Consider the following 20488-nt stretch of genomic DNA (forward strand, 5'->3'; position numbering starts at 1 on the left):
GGTGTCCTCCGTGGCCGTGCTGCCCAATCCAGACGGGCGACACACCATCGTCTCCGCCGGCGATGAAACAGTAAGGGTATGGGACCCCGACAACGGCACTCAACTAGCCGAACTCACCGGCCACACCAGTTGGGTGTCCTCCGTGGCCGTGCTGCCCAATCCAGACGGGCGACACACCATCGTCTCCGCCGGCGATGAAACAGTAAGGGTATGGGACCCCGACAACGGCACTCAACTAGCCGAACTCACCGGCCACACCGGCTGGGTGTCCTCCGTGGCCGTGCTGCCCAGCAAGGATAGCCAGCATCGCATCGTTTCCGGCAGCAGCGACCGAACTGTGCTGGTCTGGGTTCGTCAACGGGGCACGCCTCACGCTTGACCGTGTCGTCGAGCTAGTACGCGCAGGCCGCCCGCGAGACGCTTGCCGGCGGCTGGCGGCACATCTTCGAGGCGGAGATGAAAGAGCGTCGGCGCGAACAGTGAAGGCAGCCGCCGAACTCGCAAAGCTGTTTGGAGTTCAAATTGACACAGAGCTAATCGAAGAGGAAACGATCTTCCGACGCGGCAGCAATGTCGACCGGATCGTCAGAGTCTATCGGCTCCAGCAAGAATCTTCCTAACCTCGCGCCAGCCGCGAAGCGCTTACCATTCCAAGGAGCTAAGTGCACACAATACTGGACGTTATCGAGAACTACGCTTGGCGTAGCAGACAAATAGACTTTCAGAAAATGTCCGGCAAGGAACTGATGGAGTTTGGCGAGGAGGTTCGCCGCCTCGCGTCATCAACCGGACCCCCATCAGAAAGGCCGGCCGAATACGGGGCGACATACCTCGGAGGCTGGGTCTCAGCAAACCCCTTCACTATTTGGTCGAGCGACCTGATTCTGACTTCCCTACTCTACTCCAATCGGGTAGTGGTGCGAGATCCAGTATCTGACTGGTTTGGCTTCGATCAGTACTATTTAGAAAGGCCCATGTCCAGCCGGCCAGGCTTCCTCAGCGAAACCGGCGAACCGAACATCGCGGAGACGCGAGCCTTCCTAAGCAACATCACGCCGCAGCTCATGAAGCTCGCACCGCTAGCCAAGGCCGGATTGATAGAAATCCTTCCGACTTATGCTATTCATCGGTCGGCCTCACCGGAAATCGAATCCGTCACACGTAGCATGATGGAACAAATCGGCTCACCATTCGAAGTGACCCGAAGATTCGACCCAGAGGACCTGGCGCACGCGGACAACGTACGAGGGCTGTTCATCTTTGCCGGAGGGGAACGCGAAAAACAGCTTCTAGAAGCAATCGGACGAGCCGCACGATACTTTGCACGGGAGTTCGTGACAGCCGCTCACACCGGTGCCACATACTGCGCACCCTTCTCCTTTGAGCAATACCTTTGCGGCCAGGCTGGTGCAGCTTTACGGCGGGCCGAGGCTAGGGTAAGTGAACTGCTAATATCCTCAAACGTTCCCATTTTCCACGGACTAACCCCGGACGTCGTGGCCGATATCCACGACGACGATACTTTCGGAGAGTTTCGCAGGCAGCTATACGGCATCTACGGAGAGCTTCCTGGCGAATCCGAAGATGCCAGGAACCTATACCTTCAAGACCGAGAGAACGCCGTCCTTCAGCCAATACTTGCAGCTGCAAGGAATGAAGCTAATCGTGGCCTGCTCAGCCGAATCGGTGTCACGTACGGAGGCCACGCATTTGGACTCGCAGCAGGCGTGGCCACCGAGATTGCGTTTCCCACAGGGGGGGTAGCAGGAGTATCCACGGCGGCCCTAATCGAAATAGTTAAAGACAAGATACTCCCAAAGGGAGGAGGTGCTGCCCCCACAGTATGGACGACTCTCACCAAGCACCATCGCAAGGCTGGGCAGGAACTTCGAGCGACACCGCAGGAAGCCCAAGGAATTAACGACCAAGGGGGAAGCGAATTTTGGGGAATTCCCGCCCAACCAAGCATGGATATTGTAGTTACCCAAGGATCAATTTTTACGGATTTCGTTCCTCCGGCCAGGCGCAGTGACCTCACCTCAAGTGAATATCAGGACGGGGTATACAGATTTTGCGAGTGCGGCAGCGGACTCAAATATAAATTTTGCTGTCGCAATATCCCAAGGTACACAATCCAGGGGAAAATTTGAAACAGTTAATCACGACCAAGGCGCTACCGTTCATCACGGGAGGAGCAAGAATTTGATCAAGTTTTGATCCTGCTGCCGATTTCCTCTGTTCTGGATCAAGGCACCGCGCTCCGCGCGGTGCGGGGCGGGAAGCCCGGCCGGCGGCAAGCCGCCCCAGCCGCCTACGGCGCCGGGGCGGTGAGCCACCGACAGCCGCCGGGACACCGCCCCCAGCAGGTCAGGAGCCGACCCAGCGAGGCCGTGACGGAAGCCGACAGCTCGCCCCGATCGCCTGGTCGGGGCTTCCGGCTGCCGCGCCAGTCCAACCCCGGGACTGGCTTGCCAACGTGTCACCGGCTCGCGGCACCAGCTCCACCGCCAAGACGTGCCCGACCCGCTTCCCCACGGTCGCCCGCCCTCAACGAGGACCAGGCCGCCACCGAGCCCACCAAAGCACCGTCGCAGGCGAGGGCTTTCCGGGCCGCCTCTGGGCCGTCTGGGCCGTCGGTGGGCCGTCAAACGCCGGCCAATGTTGACCATGAGCGACCATCGACACCCGGATATAGAACCAACTCAGAGCCTTGATCGCGGCTCTGAGCTGGTGGGCGACGGACGAGTCGACCTGTACGCCGGATTTTGTGCGCGGCGCGTACCCCGAGAGGTTCGCGCCGGCGGCGGCCATCCATCTCGGCCTGCCGTCGCCGACAGGCTCATGCGGCCTACCCGCAGACATCGGGCGGGCCGCCCTCAAGCGTCTGCGCGGGTCGTCATCATGCGGTGACGGCCCTTTCTTGGCCTTGCTCCGGGTGGGGTTTACCGAGCCACCCCGGTCACCCGGGGTGCTGGTGGGCTCTTACCCCACCGTTTCACCCTTACCGTCCCCGATGGGGGCGGCGGTCTGTTTTCTGTGGCACTGTCCCGCGGGTCGCCCCGGGTTGCCGTTAGCAACCACCCTGCCCTGTGGAGTCCGGACGTTCCTCGGCAGCGGGCTGCTGCCCGCCGACGCGACCGCCCGGTCGACTCGTCCGTCGCGCACACATCCTAACGACACCGACTCGACGGCTATTGCCACGCCCGCACAGACACCCGCACCCCTCCCCCACGCTGCCGCCCCACCCCACCCGACCTCGTCGATCTTGCGCTTTTGGTCCGGGCAAAAAGAACAAAGGGCACGCAACGGCGACCACAACTGCATGATCGACGAGAACAAGCGGTGGGGTGAGGGAGAGAGGGGTTAGGGGGTGGGGTGGTGGGAGGTTTCGTTGATGGAGCGGACGGCTACGCCGCCGTCGGGCCAGCGGTCCAGGACTGAGATGCCGGCGGCGTCGAGGTAGAGGCGGTGCAGGAAGGCGTCGGTGGCGGCGAGCGCGTCGCGCAGCATCAGCTTGATCGGCGAGACGTGCGAGACCACCACGACGGTCTGGCCGGGGTACGCCCCGAGCAGCCGCTGCACCACCCGGGCGCATCGTTCGGCGACCTCGGCGAAGGATTCGCCGTCCGGTGGGGCGACCCGGGTGGAGGCGAGCCAGGCGTCGAGTTCGCCCGCCCATTGTTCGCGTACCTCGGCGAAGGTGCGGCCCTCCCAGGCACCGAAGTCGCACTCGATCAGGTCGTCGTCGCGGCGTACCGGCAGTTCGCCGATGGCGGCGGCGATCGCCTCGGCGGTCGCCGTACACCGGGACAACGGTGAGCTGACCACGGCGGCGGCGTTCGGGGCGAGCGCGGCGACCCGGGCGGCGGTGGCCCGCACCTGCGCCCGGCCCTTCTCGGACAGCGCGATGTCGCCGCGTCCGGAGTAGCGGCCCTGTTCGGTGTACTCGGTTTCGCCGTGACGGACCAGGATCAGCCGGGTGGCGGTGAAGCTGGGGCGGGGCTCCCAGGAGACCGGTACGGCGGTCAGGTCGGCGCCGGGCGCCTCGGCCCGGGCGGCGATCTTCGCCGCGCCGCCGTCGGCCGGCTGCGGGCCGCCCAGTTCGCGGGGCGGCTCGACGGCGGGTACGGCGACGCCGGAGGTCGCGGCGGCGTCCATGGCGGCGTTGGCGAGGGCGTCGGCGTGGATGTTGCGTTCCCGGGGAATCCAGTTGAACCGGACCGTGCCGATCTGGCCGACCAGTCGGGCGGCCTGGGCGGCGAGCGGGCGCAGCCCCGGATGCTTGATCTGCCAGCGGCCGGACATCTGCTCGACCACCAGCTTGGAGTCCATCCGGACCTCGGCCTCGGTGGCGCCCAGTTCGACCGCGGCGGTCAGGCCGGCGATCAGGCCCTGGTATTCGGCGACGTTGTTGGTGGCGGTGCCGATCGCGGCGCTACGCTCGGCCAGCACCTCACCGGTCGCCGGGTCGCGGAGCACCGCGCCGTATCCGGCCGGGCCCGGATTGCCCCGGGCGCCGCCGTCGGCCTCGACCAGGACGGTACGCGGTGCCACCGGCTACAGCCCGGACTCGTTGGTACGGACCATGATCCGGCGGCAGTCCTCGCAGCGGACCACCTCGTCGGCGTCGGTCTTGCGGATCCGGGCCAGGTCGGCGCCGGAGATTTCCAGCCGGCAGCCGCCGCAGCGCCCGGCGTAGAGCAGTGCGGCGCCGAGCCCGGTGTCGGTGCGGATCCGGTCGTAGAGCTGCACCAGGTCGGCGGGGAGGTCGTTGGCGAGCGGCTGACGGGCGGAGCGCTTGAACTTTTCCTCCCGGCCGATCTCGGCGAGGCTCTCGTCGCGCCGCTGCTCGGTGGCGGCCCGCCGCTCGCGGGCCTCGGCGAGGCGCTGTTCCACCCCGTCCAGCACCGACTGGGCGGTTTCGCGCTGCTCCATCAGTTCCAGCTCGGCGTCCTCCAGGTCGCTCTGCCGGCGGTTCAGCGAGACCAGTTCGTGTTGCAGTGCCTCCAGTTCACGGGCCGGGCCGGTGCCGGCGGCCAGCCGGTCCTCGTCCTTGGCCTTGCGCGCCCGTACCTGGTCGACGTCCTTCTCCAGGCGGGCGATGTCCCGGTCCAGGTCGTCGACCGCGACCTGGGCACGGACCCGCTCGTCTTCGAGGGCGGACAGCTCCCGGGCCAGGGCCTCCAGTTCGGTGCGCTCGGGCAGCGACCGCCGCCGGTGGGCGAGCTGGGCGAGGGCGGTGTCGATCGCCTGGAGGTCGAGCAGGCGGCGCTGGACCTGGGGGTCAGCCTTCACGATCGGGCTCCTTGTTCTCCGCTACGGGGTGGGCCACTGCGGGTGCGCCCGCTGAGGGTGAGGCGGCGTGTACGGTCCACGGGTCGGTGTCCAGATCGGACACCAGGGTTTCGACGCCCGGTGTGCTCCGCAGCAGCGCGGCCAGGTCGTCCAGCCAGGGCCGCTCGGTGGCCCAGTGGGTGGCGTCGAGCAGCGCCGGCCCGTCGGTGGCGAGGTGCTCGCCGGCCGCGTGGTGGCGCAGGTCGGAGGTGAGGTAGGCGTCGACGTTGGCGGCGGTCGCGTCGGCCAGGAAACTGTCCCCGGCCCCACCGCAGACGGCAATCGTACGCACGGTGCGGTCCGGGGCTCCGGCGGCGCGTACGCCGACGGCGGTGGCCGGTAGCACGGCGGCGGCGTGCCGGGCCAGCTCGGCCAGGCTCATCGGCTGGGGCAGCCGGCCGATTCGGCCCGCGCCCCGGCCCTCGCCCGCGGCGGGCGTACCCGGCCGGGACGGTTGCAGGGGGCGCAGGTCGGTCAGCCCGAGCCGGGCGGCGAGTGCGTCGGAGACGCCCGGGGCGGCCACGTCGGCGTTGGTGTGCGCGACGTACAGCGCCACGTCGGCCTTGATCAGCTGGTGGATGATCCGGCCCTTGTACGTCGTCGGCGCCACCGTGGAGACGCCGCGCAGCAGCAGCGGATGGTGGGCGATGATCATGTCGACGCCGGCGGCCAGGGCTTCGGCGACCGTCTCGGGGACGACGTCGACGACGCAGAGAATCCGGCGTACGAGAGCGCACGGCTCGCCGAGCACCAGGCCGACGCGGTCCCACTCCTCGGCCCAGCTCGGCGGGTAGCGCCGCTCCAGCTCGGCCACGACGTCGGCGACGGTCGGCACGGCTGCGGTTGTGCTCACGGCGGGCCAGCTTACCGGCGTCGGCGGCGTCGCGGGACGTCACCCGGCCGACGGCGGAGGTGAGGTGTTAATAGGGGCCCCTTGTACTACCGGAGGCGTTAACAAGGGGCCCTTCCTTTCAAGCGGTGTGGATGAGGTGGTCGCGTAGGGCGGTGAGGGCCAGCGGCCAGGGGAAGGCGTGCTGGTGCCGTTCCCCGGTTCCGGGTGGGTGCAGCGGGAGGACGTCGTCGCCGAAGAGGACGCGTACCCCCCATTCGGTCAGTCGGGCGATGCCCGCCCGGAAGGCGGGGTGGGCGGCCATCGCGGCGTTGGTGTATGGCACGGCGACCAGCGGTACGCCCCTGCCCTGTGCCTCGACCAGTAGGCCGAGGGCGAGGGTGTCGGCGATGCCGGCCGCCCATTTGTTGATCGTGTTGACCGTGGCTGGGCAGACGATGATGGCATCGGCTGGTGGCAGCACGTCCGGGTCACCCGGATTCTTGTAGTGCGTACGCACCGCGTGGCCGGTTTGGCGGGCCAGGGCGGCGCGGTCGACGAACTTGGCGCCGTCCGGCGTGGTGACCACGCAGACGTCCCAGCCGTCCTGTTGGGCCAGCTCGACGAGCCGGCCGACGTCTCGGGCCAGCGGCGAACCGCAGGCGATGATGTACAGCACCTCACGGTGCCCGTCATGGCGGTGCGAACCGGTCATCAGACCGGCCCCGAGGTCATACTCCTACTCCCATGTGCTCAGCCAACTCTGCGATCAGCGAAGGCGGCGCACCCCGTGTGCGACGCAGGACGTCCGACATCACCATGTGGGCGATCGGCCGGCAGCGGATCTCGGACGGGGCGAGCCGATCACCGCGCAGCAACATCTCTCCGGCGTTGGCCACGTCACCGATCAGGGCGTAGCCCCGGGCCAGGTCGAGCAGGTGATGGGCGCGCCGTTCCGGCAGCAGCGCGTCGAAGGCGGCGTCCCGGATCTTCAGCAGGTGCACCTCGACCGCCCGGCCGCCGTCACCCAGTTCGACGGCCGCCGCCGCCCGGTGCAGTTCGACGTTGGTGGGGCCGAACGAGGTCCAGTAGTGGTTCTGGTCGCCGCCGAGTTCCTTCGCCGCCTCGTGGGCGCCGTCGAGCAGGTCCTCGACGGTGGCGGTGTCGCCGATCCGGGCGGCGGCCATCGCGCCCTGGAGCAGCAGCATGCCGTAGACCGAGACCCGCTCGGGGCTGGTGTCGTTGCGCCCACCGGGGGCGAGCCGGTTGGCGATCGTGACGTTCAGCTCCAGCGCCGGCCGGGCCCGGCCCATCGCGGCCAGGGCGTTGCAGACCCGGGTGGTGGCGATTCCGGCGAGCAGTTGGTCGTCGGCGCGCTGGGCGACCGCGATGGACCGGTCGGCGGCGAGCCAGGCGAGTTCGGACTCCCCTAGTTTGCGCAGCACCGAGGAGGAGATCTGGTAGACCTGCGCGAGCAGGTGGGCGGCGCGCTGCGCCTGATCACCGCCGTAGGCGGCGTCGGCCGCCTGGGCGTCGCGCAGCAGCTTGGGCAGCGCCCGGGTCAGCATTCCGTAGCGGCCGTACTGGTAGGTCAGCCAGGCGTGGGTGACGGCCTTGCTCATGTCCGCCAGCGGCGGCGGGCAGGGCGCCGCGTCGAAGTACGCGCTGACCGAGTCGTACCGTTCCAGCGCCGCCCGGATCTCCTCGACCTCGAACTGCTCGATGCAGTTGAGCGCGTCGGTACGCCGCTCCGGGTCCTTGCCGAGCAGCAGTTGCACGTCCATCTGGAGGATGTCGGCGATCTCGTAGAGGACCGAGAACTTGTCCAGCCGGCGCACGCCGCGTTCGATCTTGTCGACCCAACTCTTCGACTTGCCCAACCGGTCGGCGAAGACCTGCTGCGACATCTTGCGCCGCCCCCGCCAGTAGGCCACCCGCCGCCCTATGGGTAGTTCGTCCATCTCCCCAGTCCTCCCTTGATGGAGCCCTAGCCAGGAGCCGTGGGCCGATCCGCGGGCGCGGTGATCCGTTTGTACTTCAGGTTTCCGCTGGTCGCACTGGTTGTACGTCAGCCGTACGGCCAGTCCTCGTAGCTTTCGTGCAAGTTGCATGAGCCACTTTGTCCAAAGCAACGATCGCGAGCGACGGCAGTGACGGCGCTCTACATGAGATCCGCACCGGCCGGTCCGGCGAGGGGAGTTGGCAGCAATGTGGGGGAACGTCGGGCCTCGGGTGGCACATCTGTCGCCGTTGGAGCGGGTACGGCTGCGCCGGGTGGCGGTGCGGTACGCGATGCACGGCTGGGAGGTGACCCCGGGTGCCTGCCTGGCGCGGAGCCGATTCGTCTGCGGCAGAGCCGGCTGCCCCACCGTCGGCTGCCATCCGGCCCTTGAGGACTGGGAGCACGCCGCGAGCGCCGATCCGGCCCGGGTGGCGACCTGGTGGCGGTCTCGTCCACACGGCGTACTGCTGCCCACCGGCCGCTCCTTCGACGTGCTGGAGGTCTCCGCCGACCTGGGCCGCCTCGTGCTGGACGCGGTCGCGGCCCATCCCGCCGGGCCCGGCGTACGCGGTCCGGTGCTGGTCACCCCGACCGGGCGGTGGATGTTCCTGGTGCGTCCGGGCGACCCGCTGCGCCCCGAGTTGGAGCACTGTTTCCAGGTGGTACGGCACGGTCCCGGTTCGTGGATCGCGGCGCCGCCCACCCGACTGCCCGAGGGGCCGGTCCGCTGGGCGGTGGCACCGGAGCAGGCCCGCTGGCAACTTCCGGACTCCTACCTCGTCCAGAACACCCTGATCGACGCGCTGCGGGCCACCGGGGTCACGCTGGTGCCGGCGCTGGTGCCCGGTCATCTGCCGCTGCCCCGCCGGGGCAGGTGACCCGTCGGGGCGGGTGAGGGCCGAGCGGTGCCCGTCCGGCCAGCGACGCCCGACGGCGGGTGGTCGTTGAACACCAGGACGGCGCACCCGCGCCGGGAGCGGGGATCGGCGATGGCCACGGACGACACCACACACCACCCGAACGGTGCCGAGCCACCACGACGGCACCGGCCCGGCCGCCGGTGGGCCGCCACCCGACCGCCGGGCGCCCGCCCCGGGCGGCCCCGACCACTCGGTTCACGTCCGGCGATCAACCACCGGCCGACCCGCTGGCTGTGATCCCCGCCGCGGCGGGGACGCCGACGCGGGCAGGTTCGTTCGACCACGCTCAGGGGACCAGCGGCAGGTCGGTGGAGTGCAGGCAGCGGGCATCGTCGGTGATCACCGCGTGCCGGTACACGGGCAGCCGGTCGAGCCAGCCGATGCCGGCCACCCCCATCGCCAGCGCGGCGGTGGCGTACGCGTCGGCCAGCCCGAGGTCGCGGCCGACCACCGTCACCGACCGCAGGCCCCGCGCCGGCTCGCCCCGACGCGGGTCGCGGATGTGCGGGCCCCGTTCGTAGACGCCGGACGTGGCCACCGCCAGGTCCGTCCCGGCCAGCACCAGGCAGGTCGCCGACGGGTCCCACGGGTGCCGCACCCCGACCCGCCACGGCGCACCGGTCGACGACCGGCCGCGCACCCGCACGTCACCGCCGGCGTTCAGACAGTGGTTCGCCGCCCCGGCGGCGAGCAGCCGATCCGAGGCGACCTGCGCGGCCCAGCCCTTGACGTACCCGGACGGGTCCAGCCCGCCGGTGGCGTACGCGTCGAAGAAGCCGTCGGTGGCGGCCCACAGGTCGGCGCAGCGTTCCAGCACCCGGCGCAGGTCCGCCGACGCCTCGGAGAGCAGCAGTTCGCCCCGCTCGAAGCGGCACACCTCGCTGTCCGGACGGTAGGTGCTGAACCGGGCGTCCACCTGGCGCAGCCAGCCGAACACCTCGTCGGCCAGCGCGGTCAGCTCGGCCGCCGGCAGGTCGTCGGCGATGTCCAGGCTGATCGCCGTACCCATGATCTGTTCGACCCGGCGCAGGCCCGGACGCAGCGAGGTGGCCGCGCTCATCCGCGCGCCCGGTCGATCGCGGCCTGAAGCGACTGTCGGTACGACCCGCTGGTCGCGGTCGCCCCCGAGACGGTGTCCAGGTCGGCGCCCTGCCGCGCCACCACCATGCCGCTGGTGCCGCTGTAGCGGCTGTTCACGTCCTCGCTGCGCCGCGCCGACTGGGCCGTCTTCTCCGGCAGTTCCACCGCCACCGCGTCGACGATCCGGCTACCCGAGACCGTGATCTGCACCTGCACGTTGCCGAACTCGTTGGACACCACCGGCCCGGTGACCGTACGGACGGTCGGCCGGGGTGCCGCCGTGCTGGTACGCGGCGTCGGTGAGGTCCTGGTGGCGCCGGTCGCCGTCGGGCGGGGCGTCGGGGAACTCGACGCGCGGCGTTCGGGCCTGGGTGATCTGGTGGCCGCCGGTGCACGGCTGGTCGGCGCGGCTGAGCTGTCCGGCGACGGCTCGTCCGGGACGGGGGCGGCCGGCGCCTGCCCGGCGGGTAGTTCCTGGGCGACCTGGCTGGTGCCCGGCGCGGCCTTGAGCACGACCAACGCCGTGGTGCTGGCGGCCAGTCCGGTGATCGCGACGAGCGCGCGACGCATCTGACGGTCCCTCTCACAGTTCGAAGGTGGCGAGGTGGATCTGCCGGCGGGACACCCCGGCCTGGCGCAGGATCTGCCGGCACTGCTCGACCAGACCGGGCGGGCCGCACAGGTACACGTCGCGGCGGGGCAGGTCCGGCACCAGCCGACGCAGCCCGTCCGGGGTCATCACCTGGCGCGGCCCGGGGTCGCGGCGGGAGCCGACGACGTACCAGACCTGCACGCCGCGCGCCTGGGCCAGCCAGTCCAGTTCCCGGTGCAGCAGCACGTCGGCCGGGGTACGGGCCCGGTAGATCAGGGCGGCGCCGGGCGGTAGTTCCTCCAGCATCGCCCGCAGCGGGGTGATGCCGCTGCCCCCGGCGATCAACAGGGCCCGGTCGCGGGTGCGGTGGGCCGCGGTGAAGGTGCCCGACGGCCCGATCGCCCAGACCCGGGTGCCCGGGTCGAGGTCACGCAGGTCACGGGTGTACGCGCCGACCACCTTGACGGTCAGCCGCAGCCAGCGGCCGTTGGCCGCGGCGGAGACCGAGAACGGGTGCGACTGCCACCAGCAGCCCCGGGCCAGGAACCGCCAGCGGAAGAACTGCCCACCGAGCATCTCCAGCCGGTCCAGCCGCTCGCCGGTCAGGTAGATGGAGACGGTGTCCGGGCTCTCCGCGACCACGTCGGCGACCCGCAGCCGGTGCCGCAGGTTGAACACCAGCGGGACGATCACCCGGCCCCCGGCGAGGGCGGCGAGCACCAGCAGGTAGGCGGCGATCCACCCGGTCCGCACCGGGCCGGGGCGGAACAGCTGCGAGCCGTTGCTGAACTGGTGGGCGAAGCCGAGCAGCAGCACCGCGTACGCGGCCAGGTGGGTGGCGTGCCACAGCTCGTACGGCAGCGCTCGGCGTACCGCCCGGACGCTGGCCAGCCCGACCAGCACCAGCAGGCCGGCGGCGGCGAACGCGGAGACCATGTCGTCGTACTCACGCAGCATGACGCCGGCCTGGCCCAGCGGTGAGCGGCCCTCCAGGCCGGCGTAGCCGACCAGGATCAGGGCGGTGTGCGCGAGCACCGCGACCAGCAGGGTGGCGCCAACGTCGCGGTGCCAGCGGCCGATCCGTTCGCCGCCGACGGCACGTTCCAGCAGTGGCAGCCGGCTCATCATCAGCACCTGCACCAGCAGCAGGTAGCCGGCGAGCAGTCCGGTGATCTGGCCGGCCGCGGTGGTCATCGCGGTGGCCCCGGTCAGCGAACCGGCCGGGGTGTCCAGCCACCAGGGCAGCACGCTGGCGACCAGGCCGGCCAGGAAGAGGACGGTCAGGATCCGCCGGCCGGCCGGGCCGCGTCGCGGTGGCACCGGCAGCGGTGCGGGCGCGGGTGGCCGAACGCCGGCCCGGGGCTGCTGGTGCCCGGGCCGGCGCTCGGAGTATGTGCCGGGGTAGGTCACGCGTACAGCTTCATCGGGGCGTACTTCATCCGGGGGAAGATCTTGTCGATCTGCGCGTTGGTGAGCCCGAACCGGCCCTGCGCGACGGACCCGTAGACGTTGAACATGTTGTTGTACTCGGGTACGTCGCCGGAGTCGAGGGTGTCCAGCCCGTTCCAGGTGCCGAGCAGCGAACCGGCGAGCTTGCGTCCACTCAGGATGGTGACCACCCCGCCGTGGCCGTGGTCGGTGCCGCCGCTGTTGGAGGCGACCCGCCGGCCGAACTCGCTGGAGACCATGATGGTCACGTCGGCGGCCCGGTCACCGAGGTCGGTGAAGAACGCCGCCATCGCGCCGGCCAGCTCGTTGAGCCGCCGGTACAGCTGCCCGCCGTCGCGGGTGCCCTGGTTCTCGTGGGTGTCGTAGCCGCCCATGCCGACGGTGGCGACCCGGACGTTCGCCCCGCCCTTGATCAGCTGCGCGAGCTGCTGGAAGGCGAAGCCGACGCCCCGGTACTCGACCCCCTCGGCGGCCCGGTACGGCTCGGCGGAGATCTTGCGGGCGGTGGCGAGCGCACCGAGGCCCGCGTGCACCGACTCCTCGACCGGGTGGTTGATCCCGGTGAACAGGCCACGGATCGCCTTCTCGGTGGCCTCCCGGTAGCGGTCGTCACCGGCCAGCCGCAACGAACCGACGCTGTTGAGCGAGATCGCGCCGTTGTTGCCGACCAGCGACCGGGGCAGGGTGCTGCCGACGCCGACGCTGCGGAACGCGGTGCCCTTGCCGAGCGTGTCGACCAGGCTGTCCAGCCAGCCCCGCCCGCCGGTCTCACCGGGCAGGCCGCCCAGGTTGCAGGCGTCGGCGGCCTGGAAGTGGCTGCGCGACAGGCGGGGGTCGGCGACACCGGGAATGAAGCCGAGTTGCCCGGCGCGCAGCCACGGCTCCAGCGGCTGGAACGCGCTGGTGAGCTTGAAGCCACGCCCGACGGCCAGCGAGTCGTCGGGCAGCAGCAGGTCCGGGCGGGCCCGGTTGAGCACCGGGTCGTCGTTCGGGGCGATCAGGCTCAGGCCGTCCAGACCGCCGTAGAGGAAGACGTGGATCAGCGTGCCGGTCTTGGTCGCCGCGAACGACGCCGAGGTGGTCACGAACTGGGCGGTGGCCAGCGCGGTGGCGGTGGCGGCGGCACCGGCGACGAAGGTACGCCGGGTCACCCCACGTCCGTCCTGCTGGGCTTCCTCCAGGTCCTCCAGCCGCCGGTAGCGGTCGGCCTCGGCGGTGTTCTCGGCGGCCACGATGTCGGCCTCGGCCCGCAGCAGCGCCTCGGCCGGGTTGTCGGCCAGCCGGCGCAGGTCGGGGCAGTCCGGGTGCAGGGGGTACGAGTACACAGTCTTCTCCATCGGATGCCTCACCGGAGGTGGTGCTGGGGGGATGCGAGGATCGCCCGCGCGACGGCGGTGATGGCACCGTCGAACGTCGCGTCGACCCTGGTACCGGCGGACACCCCGGCCACGTCGAGGACCAGTGCCCGTTCCTTGTCGGTGAGCTTCTGCCGCACCAGCCGCCGGGCCAGCGCGTCCACGTACGCCCCGGCGGTGGCCGGCGGGTTGGTCACCAGCTTCTCCGGCCGGGTGAAGGTGAACGTGGTGCGGTACGCCGCGAGCAGTTCGTTGGCCTCGTTCCAGCCGTTGACCATCGTGCCGGCCGACGTCCACGCCACGTAGACGTCCGGGTAGCCATCCGGGGTGGGTTGGCCCATCGGGTAGTGGCCGAGTTCGCGGAGCTTGTCGTGGACCTGGCGCAGCCCGCGGGCGTACGGGGTGCGCTGGTTGTCGCCGTTGTCGTGGTTCGGTGCCGCCTCCGGGGAGACGCCGAGCGTGCGGTAGGTGGCGACCAGGTACTCCAGCGGGCGGCGGACCTTCTGCCCGACCGCCGCCCAGAACTCCGAGGAGCTGAAGAGGGTCAGCAGCACCGGCTTGATCCGGCCCTTGTTCGTCAGGTAGGTCTTGGCCAGCCGGTCCACCAGGGACTTCGGCGGGGTGTCCGAGACGAACCGGACGGCCAGGTTCTGGGCCACGTACTTCGCCGTCGACGGGTGCAGTGCGATGTGCGCGATGTACGCGTCGATCGCCGCCTCGGCCTTCTTCGGGTCCGCCGAGTTGTTGGCGTGGGTGAAGTCGAGGATCTTCACCTTGCCGACGTAGTGCCGCTCGGGACGGAAGACGTACCTGCCGTCCTGGACGCCCCGGCCGGTCTGCAACAGCGCGGCCTGCCGTACGTCGGCCTCGGTGTAGCCGCCGTCGACACCGACCGAGTACAGCTCCAGGTTCTCCCGGGCCAGGTTCTCGTTGACCGCGTCGGCCCGGGAGTCGACCTGGTTGAGGTAGAGCAGCAGCGCCGGGTGCTTGTTGGCGTCCAGCAGCATCTCCGGGTAGCTGCCCAGCGCGTGCTTGCGGATCACGTCCTGGTCGAACGAGTTGCGGTAGACCTCCCCGCCGTCGAACTCGGCGGCGACGTGCAGGAAGTCGTTCCAGAAGTCGACCATCACCTCGAACAGCTGCCGGTCCGACCAGATCTGGCGGGCGATGGTGGCGTCGACCATCTCGCGTTCCGGTTGGGCACCCCGCTCGTTGAGTTGGTCGCGCTGATCGCGTAGCTGCTGCGGGGTCAGCTTGAGGGTGGGCAGCTCGGCGAGTCGCAGTTCCGCCTTGGTCGGGGCGATCTTCTCCGGCTCCAACTGCCAGCGCACCCAGCCGTCGATGCCCCGTTCCTTGATGTCGGCGAGCACCGCGGCGGTCGGCCCGAAGGTCAGCCGCCGGGCCAGGTGCAGCGCCGGGTCCTTGGCCAGCACGGTCTTCACCGTCACCTTGGTCTCCGCCGCGGCGGCGGCCGGACCGGAGTGGACCCGCCCGCCCTTGGGCGCGTTCTTCTTCAGCGCCGCGCCGGCCCGGGAGCCCATGTAGCTCTCGTTCTGCTCGGTGTAGGTGCGGACCGTGCTGGGCCGCTGCCCGCTCGGGCGGGCCGCCGTACCGTCGGTGGTGGTCGTGCCGGTGGCGTCGCCGGCCACCGCCGCTTCGTCGCCGAGCAGGCCACGCAGTTGAGGGCTCAGCGCGAGGGCGGCGCCGCCGGCGACCACGGCGGCGGTTCCGCCGAGGGCGGCCAGCGCCCGGCGGCGCCCGGACCGGCGAACCGGCCCGTCGCCGTCACCGTCCAGATCGGGCAGTCCGCCGGGGTGGGCCGGTGGGGCGCCGTAGCCGTCGGGACCGATCCACTGCGGGCGACTGACGGTCGGCGCCGGCTGGCCGGGGTAGCCGTGCGGCTGATGCGGTTGCGGGCGGGGGTACGGGTGGGGCTGGTGTGCGGGGGTGCCGGGCTGCCGGCTCGCATCCCAACCGGGATCGTCCCCGGGGCGGCGTGGTGGCACATGCTGGTCGGCCATACAGCGGTCCCGTTTTCTACCGAGCGCCGACAACTCATGACCGTGCGGGGGCCGTGAGGTGCGACGACTGATGCCTGAGAGGGTTGCACGGGAAGGTAGCCAGCCACCCCGACCGCGACAAGGTGGCGCAGCGCTCCCCGGCGCGGCACTTAAGACGCCGCTCAACACGAATGGGACTCGCGGAGCTACCGGCCGGTTCGGGTACGCACCGCGCGAGCAGGCAGTTCGGAAACCGCCGCCGCGCGCCGGTGACATTCCCACCCCGGCCGCCCCGGCCGGTGCGGTTCGGTCGCACAGCGAAACTTAAGGCCCGGATAAGCCCACCCTCAACGTCGGACCGACTGCCTTGGCCGGCCGGCGAAAGTAGCAGCAGGACCAGCGCGTGAGCCCGCTCCGCAGTGGGTATTCCGCGACACCGTTGCTGAACGCGTGAGGGGAAGGCACATGCTCAGCAAAGAGGATCAGCGCAGATTTGAGCAGATCACCCGCAATCTGCGGGAGAGCGACCCGGCGTTCTTCGCCCGGCTCGACAGTCGGGCCCGTGGTCGTCGCGGCCGGTGGCTGCTGCTGTTGACCATCCTGCTGTGGGCGGCCCTGCCGGCGGCGACCGTGGCGTTCGGACGGCTGACCGGGGCGCTTTTCGCCGTGGTGCTGCTGACCAGCGCGGTGCTCATGTGGCGGTTCCGGCAACGCTGGCTCTGACCACCGCCGCCGGAACCGGCCGACCGGGCCGACGGCTCACTCACCGAGCTGCCGGTACGCCTGGCGCAGGCGTTCGAGTAGTCCTGGCCCGCCGATCGCTGGTGCGGGCGCGCCGAGCTGCCGCAACAGCAGGTCCGGACGGCTCGCCAGGCTGGGCGGGCGGTCCGGCAGCGGCACCGGCGGCAGCCAGAACCGGTCGACCGTCTCCGCCAACGGCGCGACGGGCAGGTCGGCGAGGGCTCGTGCCGCGCCGGCCGGTGGACCGGCCACAGTGGTCCGACCGTCCGGCTGACCGGCGGGCGACCGAGGCTGGACGGTACCCGGCTCGTGGCCGGCGCCGCGCAGTACGCGGAGCCGGTCGAGCAGGTCGTCGCGGCTGCGGCCACGCCAGTGCAGCAGGGCGAACGGGTCCGCGTCGAACGCCTCGGCCAGCAGGTAGAAGGTGGCCGCGAGGTGTTTGCAGGGCACCGCGGCGTCCGGGCACGAGCAGCGCTGGTCCAGCTCCGTCACGGTGGCCGGGAACAGCGGTGCGTCGGCGGCGTCGAACAGCTCCTCCAGCTCGGCCGGCAGGTCTCCGGCGAGCAGCCGGGCGCTGAAGAATGCCTGTGCGGCCAGTTCCGCCTCGATCCGGTCCCACAACTGCGGCGGAAACGGCGGCAGGGCGATGTGGACCTGGTACGGCCGGGGCCGGGAGCCCTGCACCGCCGCGCTCACCACGCCCGGGGCGACGTCGAGGCGTACCACCTGGCCGGCGCGGGCGTACGACCGGCCGCGGGTCAGCCGGGTGCCGAGCGCGAAGGACTCCAGCACCTCCAGGAACCGGCGGGACCACCAGGAAACCCCGATGGCGCCCCGGGTGCTGCGGGCCCGCAACCCGCCGTCGACCCGGCGCGGCCGGCCGTAGTCGGCGTACCGGCCCCACCCTTCGGTGCTGGTCGGGCCGGTCACTCGGCCACCGCCCCGGCCTCCAGGCTGAACAGCTCGCGCAGCTGGGTGGTGGAGAGTTCGGTGATCCACTGCTCGCCGGTACCGACGACCGACGCGGCCAGCCCACGCTTCTCGGCGATCAGCGCGGCGACCTTCTCCTCCACCGTGCCCGCGCAGACGAACTTGCGGACCTGCACGCGACGGCGCTGGCCGATCCGGAACGCCCGGTCGGTGGCCTGGTCCTCGACCGCCGGATTCCACCACCGGTCGACGTGTACGACATGGTTGGCGGCGGTCAGCGTCAGACCGGTCCCACCGGCCTTGAGGGAGAGTACGAACAGGGCCGGGCCGCCATCGGACTGGAACCGGGTCACCATCTCGTCCCGGTCGGCCTTGGCGACCCCGCCGTGCAGGAACAGCACCTCGCGGCCGAACCGGGCCGACAGGTGGCCGCGCAGCATCCCGCCGAACTCCGCGTACTGGCTGAACAGCAGGGCCTTCTCCCCCGCCGCGAGAACCTCGTCGAGGATCTCCTCCAACCGGGCCAGTTTGCCGGACCGTCCGTCCAACGCCGAGCCGTCGCGCAGTAGTTGCGCGGGATGGTTGCAGACCTGCTTGAGCCGGGTCATGGTGGCCAGCACCAGGCCCCGCCGTTCGATGCCGTCGCTGGACTCGATGCGGGCCATCATGTCGTCGACCACCACCCGGTAGAGCGCCGCCTGCTCGGCGGTGAGGTTGCAGACGACTTCCATCTCCAGCTTCTCCGGCAGGTCGGAGATGATCGACGAGTCGGTCTTGAGCCGGCGCAGCACGAACGGGCCGGTGATCCGGCGCAGCCGCTCGGCGGTCTCGGTGTCACCGTGGCGCTCGATCGGCTCGGCGAACCGCTTGCGGAACGTCGCCGCCGGGCCGAGCAGTCCGGGGTTGGCGAACTGCATGATGGACCAGAGGTCGGCCAGCCGGTTCTCCACCGGCGTACCGGTCACCGCGATCCGGTGCCGGGCCGGCAGCGCGCGGACCGCCTCCGCCTGGCGGGTGGCGGCGTTCTTCACGGCCTGCGCCTCGTCCAGCACCACCCGATGCCAGTCGACACCGGCCAGGTCCGCCGCGTCCCGGGCGGCCGTCGGATAGGTGGTGAGGACCAGATCCACCCCCTGTACGGCGGTGTCGAACTCGGCGCCCCGCGCCCGCTGCGCGCCGTGGTGCACGTGCACCCGCAGCTCGGGGGTGAACCGGGCCGCCTCCCGCTGCCAGTTGCCGACCAGCGACATCGGACACACCAGCAGGGTCGGCCCGGCCTGCGGTGGGTCGGCCGCGAACAACGCCAGCAGCTGCACCGTCTTGCCGAGCCCCATGTCGTCGGCGAGCACCCCGCCCAGCCCGAGCGACTGGAGGAACGTCAACCAGGCCAGACCCCGCCGCTGGTACGGCCGCAGGGTGCCGGCGAAGGACGGCGGCTCGGTCAGCGGGGCGAGCCGCTGCTCCACGGACCCGGCGAGCAGATCGCCCAGCGCCCCGTCGGCGTTCACCTCCAGCACCGGCAACGCGTCCGGCTGCTCGGCGTCGGCGAGCCCGAGCCGCAGCAGGTCGGCGACGGTCAGCTCGCCGGCGGACCGCAACAGCCGCAGGCCGGCGGCGAGCCGCTTCGGGTCCAGCTCGACCCAGCGCCCGCGCAGCCGCACCAGCGGGGTCTTCAGCTCGGCGAGGTGGGCCAACTCCTCGGCGGTCAACGGCTGGTCACCCAGGGCCAGTTCCCAGCGGTAGTCGACCAGGGCGTCCAACCCGACCCGGTCACCGGGGCCGGTGACGGTGCCGGGTGCGGTGCGGGAGCTGGCCCGCAGCCGCGCGCCGAGCCGCGCCGAGGGTCGCTGCCACCACGACGGCAGCAGCACGGGGAATCCCGCCGCGTGCAGCATCGGCGCGCCCTCCCGGAGGAACCGGTGGGCGCCCTCGACGTCCAGTTCCAGGCCCTCCGGCGTCGCGTTGCGCAGCGCCGCGTCCAGCTCCGGCCACAGCCGGCTGGCCCGGCCCAGCTCGGCCAGGAGCGTCTCCTGCGGGCTGTCCACCGCCGGCACGCCCGCACCGCGCCACACCTCGCCCGCGTCGACGTGCAGGCCCGACCCGTCGGCCGCGCGGAGCCCGAACTCCACCCACCACGTCTCCTCGGCCGCCACGCCGGGCTCCGGTTCGGCCGGTTCCACGATCAGTTCGGCGTCGATCTCCTCGTCCGGCGGTTCGACCAGCCGGAAGCTGGCCCGTACCGTCCCGCCGGCCGCATCCCGCTGCCAGGCGTCCAGTTCCGTGCGGAGAAGATCCAGCGCCGCCGGTTCGGCGGTGAACCCGCGCTGCGGCCCGGTGAGCGCGCCGAGCCAGGCGGCCACCGCGCCGTCGCGCCGTACCCCGCGCGCCAGGGTGGCCGGCGGCAGCACCGCCCGCACCGCCGCGTCGGCGAGCCGGTCGAGCGCATCGCCGACCAGCAGTCCGGGCGCGGGCGCGGCGTCAGTGGTCGGCCCGCCGGGCAGGTCCACCTCGACCACCGCGCGGACGGCCGGCGGCAGGGCCAACGCCAACGCCCGCGCCCAGGCCGCGTCGGTGCCGGTGAGCAGTGGCCGCCACACGGCGCGGGTGCCGACCACGACAGCTGCGCCCGCGCGGGACACCCGGCCCGAGGCCACCGCACGGGAGGCTCGGCCGGCGGCCACCGCACGGGAGGTACGAGCGGGTGCGCCCGCGCGCGAAGCCTGGCCGGCGGCGGTGCGGGAGGCCGCGCCGGGTGCGGCCGTGCCGGACGTCGGGTCGGATGCGGCCGGGTCGGCCAGGCCGGGCAGGACCCGGCCACGGGTGGCCAGGTCGGCGGCGAAGGCGGCCACTTCGGCCAGGTGCCGCAGGGTCGCACCGGGTACGGCGGCCAGCCCGTCGAGGGTACGCAGCAACGGCAGCGCCGCGTCCGGGGCGTACGCCAGGATGGGCACCCGCCAACCGGCCAGGGTGACCGGGCCACGGACCGGTTCCACGACGGTGGTCCGCACCAGTTCCGGCGAGTCGACCGGGGACCCGGCGCGGGTGGGCAGGGTGAGCAGCGCGGTGCCGAGATCAGCCGGTTCGGCGGCCTCGGCCAGCACGGCCGCCAGCGCGGTGTGCCCGGCGGCGAACGGGTGCGGCCGTTCCCGGGGCACCCGGCCGGGTCGCCGTGGGGCACGCGGCGGCAGGGTGCTGTCCTCGCCCCAGACGGCAAGGCCCCGGCCCGGCAGCCACATCCCGTGGACGACCAGCACCC

Annotated in this window: 16 protein-coding genes, 1 other RNA gene and 2 pseudogenes; 5 read left to right on the forward strand and 14 right to left on the reverse strand. The window is 71.3% G+C overall.

Going from position 1 to position 20488, the window contains the following annotated elements; all coding sequences use genetic code 11:
- Positions 1 to 379, forward strand: a 379-nt coding sequence (locus E0H26_RS14865; protein WP_420812845.1) for a WD40 repeat domain-containing protein, incomplete at its 5' end; no start/stop codon positions are given.
- A gap of 283 nt (positions 380 to 662) precedes the next feature.
- The gene (locus E0H26_RS14870; RefSeq protein ID WP_131304248.1) at positions 663 to 2150 is read left to right on the forward strand and encodes an SEC-C domain-containing protein; all 1488 of its coding nucleotides are present in this window, start codon (positions 663 to 665) and stop codon (positions 2148 to 2150) included.
- 588 nt (positions 2151 to 2738) lie between these two features.
- Here E0H26_RS14870 and rnpB read toward each other — a convergent pair.
- From rnpB to E0H26_RS14900, 6 genes are all read right to left on the reverse strand, one after another.
- Positions 2739 to 3153, reverse strand: an RNA gene (gene rnpB / locus E0H26_RS14875) — RNase P RNA component class A.
- Between the two features lie 210 nt (positions 3154 to 3363).
- Positions 3364 to 4554 carry a bifunctional RNase H/acid phosphatase gene (locus E0H26_RS14880; RefSeq protein WP_131304249.1) on the reverse strand — a complete coding sequence of 397 codons (1191 nt, stop codon included), beginning with the start codon at positions 4552 to 4554 and terminating at the stop codon, positions 3364 to 3366.
- Positions 4555 to 4557: 3 nt separating this feature from the next.
- Complete coding sequence (locus tag E0H26_RS14885; protein WP_131304250.1) at positions 4558 to 5295, reverse strand: zinc ribbon domain-containing protein; 738 nt, start codon at positions 5293 to 5295, stop codon at positions 4558 to 4560.
- Positions 5285 to 6187, reverse strand: coding sequence for a Nif3-like dinuclear metal center hexameric protein (locus E0H26_RS14890; protein ID WP_131304251.1), 903 nt, complete (start codon positions 6185 to 6187; stop codon positions 5285 to 5287). The genes E0H26_RS14885 and E0H26_RS14890 overlap by 11 nt, the downstream gene beginning before the upstream one ends.
- Positions 6188 to 6305: 118 nt before the next feature.
- Positions 6306 to 6878: a flavoprotein gene (locus tag E0H26_RS14895; protein ID WP_131304252.1), complete on the reverse strand. Its 573-nt coding sequence runs from the start codon at positions 6876 to 6878 to the stop codon at positions 6306 to 6308.
- A gap of 16 nt (positions 6879 to 6894) precedes the next feature.
- Positions 6895 to 8124: a helix-turn-helix domain-containing protein gene (locus tag E0H26_RS14900; protein ID WP_131304253.1), complete on the reverse strand. Its 1230-nt coding sequence runs from the start codon at positions 8122 to 8124 to the stop codon at positions 6895 to 6897.
- A 247-nt stretch (positions 8125 to 8371) separates the two neighbouring features.
- Here E0H26_RS14900 and E0H26_RS14905 point away from each other — a divergent pair, with 247 nt between their 5' ends.
- Positions 8372 to 9043: a bifunctional DNA primase/polymerase gene (locus tag E0H26_RS14905; RefSeq protein ID WP_131304254.1), complete on the forward strand. Its 672-nt coding sequence runs from the start codon at positions 8372 to 8374 to the stop codon at positions 9041 to 9043.
- 328 nt (positions 9044 to 9371) lie between these two features.
- Here E0H26_RS14905 and E0H26_RS14910 read toward each other — a convergent pair whose 3' ends face one another.
- Together E0H26_RS14910 and E0H26_RS29950 are read right to left on the reverse strand one after the other, a co-directional pair.
- Positions 9372 to 10094, reverse strand: coding sequence for an FAD:protein FMN transferase (locus E0H26_RS14910; RefSeq protein ID WP_131304437.1), 723 nt, complete (start codon positions 10092 to 10094; stop codon positions 9372 to 9374).
- A 47-nt stretch (positions 10095 to 10141) separates the two neighbouring features.
- A complete protein-coding gene (locus tag E0H26_RS29950) occupies positions 10142 to 10402 on the reverse strand; it encodes an FMN-binding protein (protein WP_240742183.1) in 261 nt (86 codons plus the stop codon).
- A 10-nt stretch (positions 10403 to 10412) separates the two neighbouring features.
- Here E0H26_RS29950 and E0H26_RS29955 point away from each other — a divergent pair, with 10 nt between their 5' ends.
- On the forward strand, positions 10413 to 10739 hold the full coding sequence (locus E0H26_RS29955; RefSeq protein ID WP_240742184.1) for a hypothetical protein: 327 nt from the start codon (positions 10413 to 10415) through the stop codon (positions 10737 to 10739).
- A gap of 9 nt (positions 10740 to 10748) precedes the next feature.
- On the opposite strand, the gene E0H26_RS14920 is transcribed toward E0H26_RS29955, so the two are convergent.
- The 3 genes from E0H26_RS14920 to E0H26_RS14930 are packed head-to-tail and all read right to left on the reverse strand — an operon-like array spanning position 10749 to position 15582.
- A complete protein-coding gene (locus E0H26_RS14920) occupies positions 10749 to 12167 on the reverse strand; it encodes a ferredoxin reductase family protein (RefSeq protein ID WP_131304256.1) in 1419 nt (472 codons plus the stop codon).
- Positions 12164 to 13543 carry a DUF1501 domain-containing protein gene (locus E0H26_RS14925; protein WP_131304257.1) on the reverse strand — a complete coding sequence of 460 codons (1380 nt, stop codon included), beginning with the start codon at positions 13541 to 13543 and terminating at the stop codon, positions 12164 to 12166. The genes E0H26_RS14920 and E0H26_RS14925 overlap by 4 nt, the downstream gene beginning before the upstream one ends.
- Positions 13544 to 13551: 8 nt before the next feature.
- The gene (locus tag E0H26_RS14930) at positions 13552 to 15582 is read right to left on the reverse strand and encodes a DUF1800 domain-containing protein (protein ID WP_131304258.1); all 2031 of its coding nucleotides are present in this window, start codon (positions 15580 to 15582) and stop codon (positions 13552 to 13554) included.
- A gap of 444 nt (positions 15583 to 16026) precedes the next feature.
- Between E0H26_RS14930 and E0H26_RS14935 the strand changes: the two genes are divergently transcribed.
- Positions 16027 to 16284, forward strand: a complete 258-nt coding sequence (locus tag E0H26_RS14935) for a DUF3040 domain-containing protein (protein WP_131304259.1) — start codon at positions 16027 to 16029, stop codon at positions 16282 to 16284.
- A 36-nt stretch (positions 16285 to 16320) separates the two neighbouring features.
- Here E0H26_RS14935 and E0H26_RS30610 read toward each other — a convergent pair.
- From E0H26_RS30610 to E0H26_RS14945, 3 genes and pseudogenes are all read right to left on the reverse strand, one after another.
- A pseudogene (locus tag E0H26_RS30610) lies at positions 16321 to 16545 on the reverse strand (SWIM zinc finger family protein); the annotation flags it as partial.
- Positions 16546 to 16620: 75 nt separating this feature from the next.
- Positions 16621 to 17232 (reverse strand): annotated as a pseudogene (locus tag E0H26_RS14940) (SWIM zinc finger family protein); the annotation flags it as partial.
- The gene (locus E0H26_RS14945; RefSeq protein WP_131304261.1) at positions 17229 to 20486 is read right to left on the reverse strand and encodes a DEAD/DEAH box helicase; all 3258 of its coding nucleotides are present in this window, start codon (positions 20484 to 20486) and stop codon (positions 17229 to 17231) included. The pseudogene E0H26_RS14940 and the gene E0H26_RS14945, both read right to left, overlap by 4 nt.
- Positions 20487 to 20488 lie beyond the last annotated feature (2 nt).

Origin of the sequence: Micromonospora zingiberis, from assembly GCF_004331455.1 — a bacterium.
Taxonomy (GTDB): Bacteria; Actinomycetota; Actinomycetes; order Mycobacteriales; family Micromonosporaceae; genus Micromonospora; species Micromonospora zingiberis.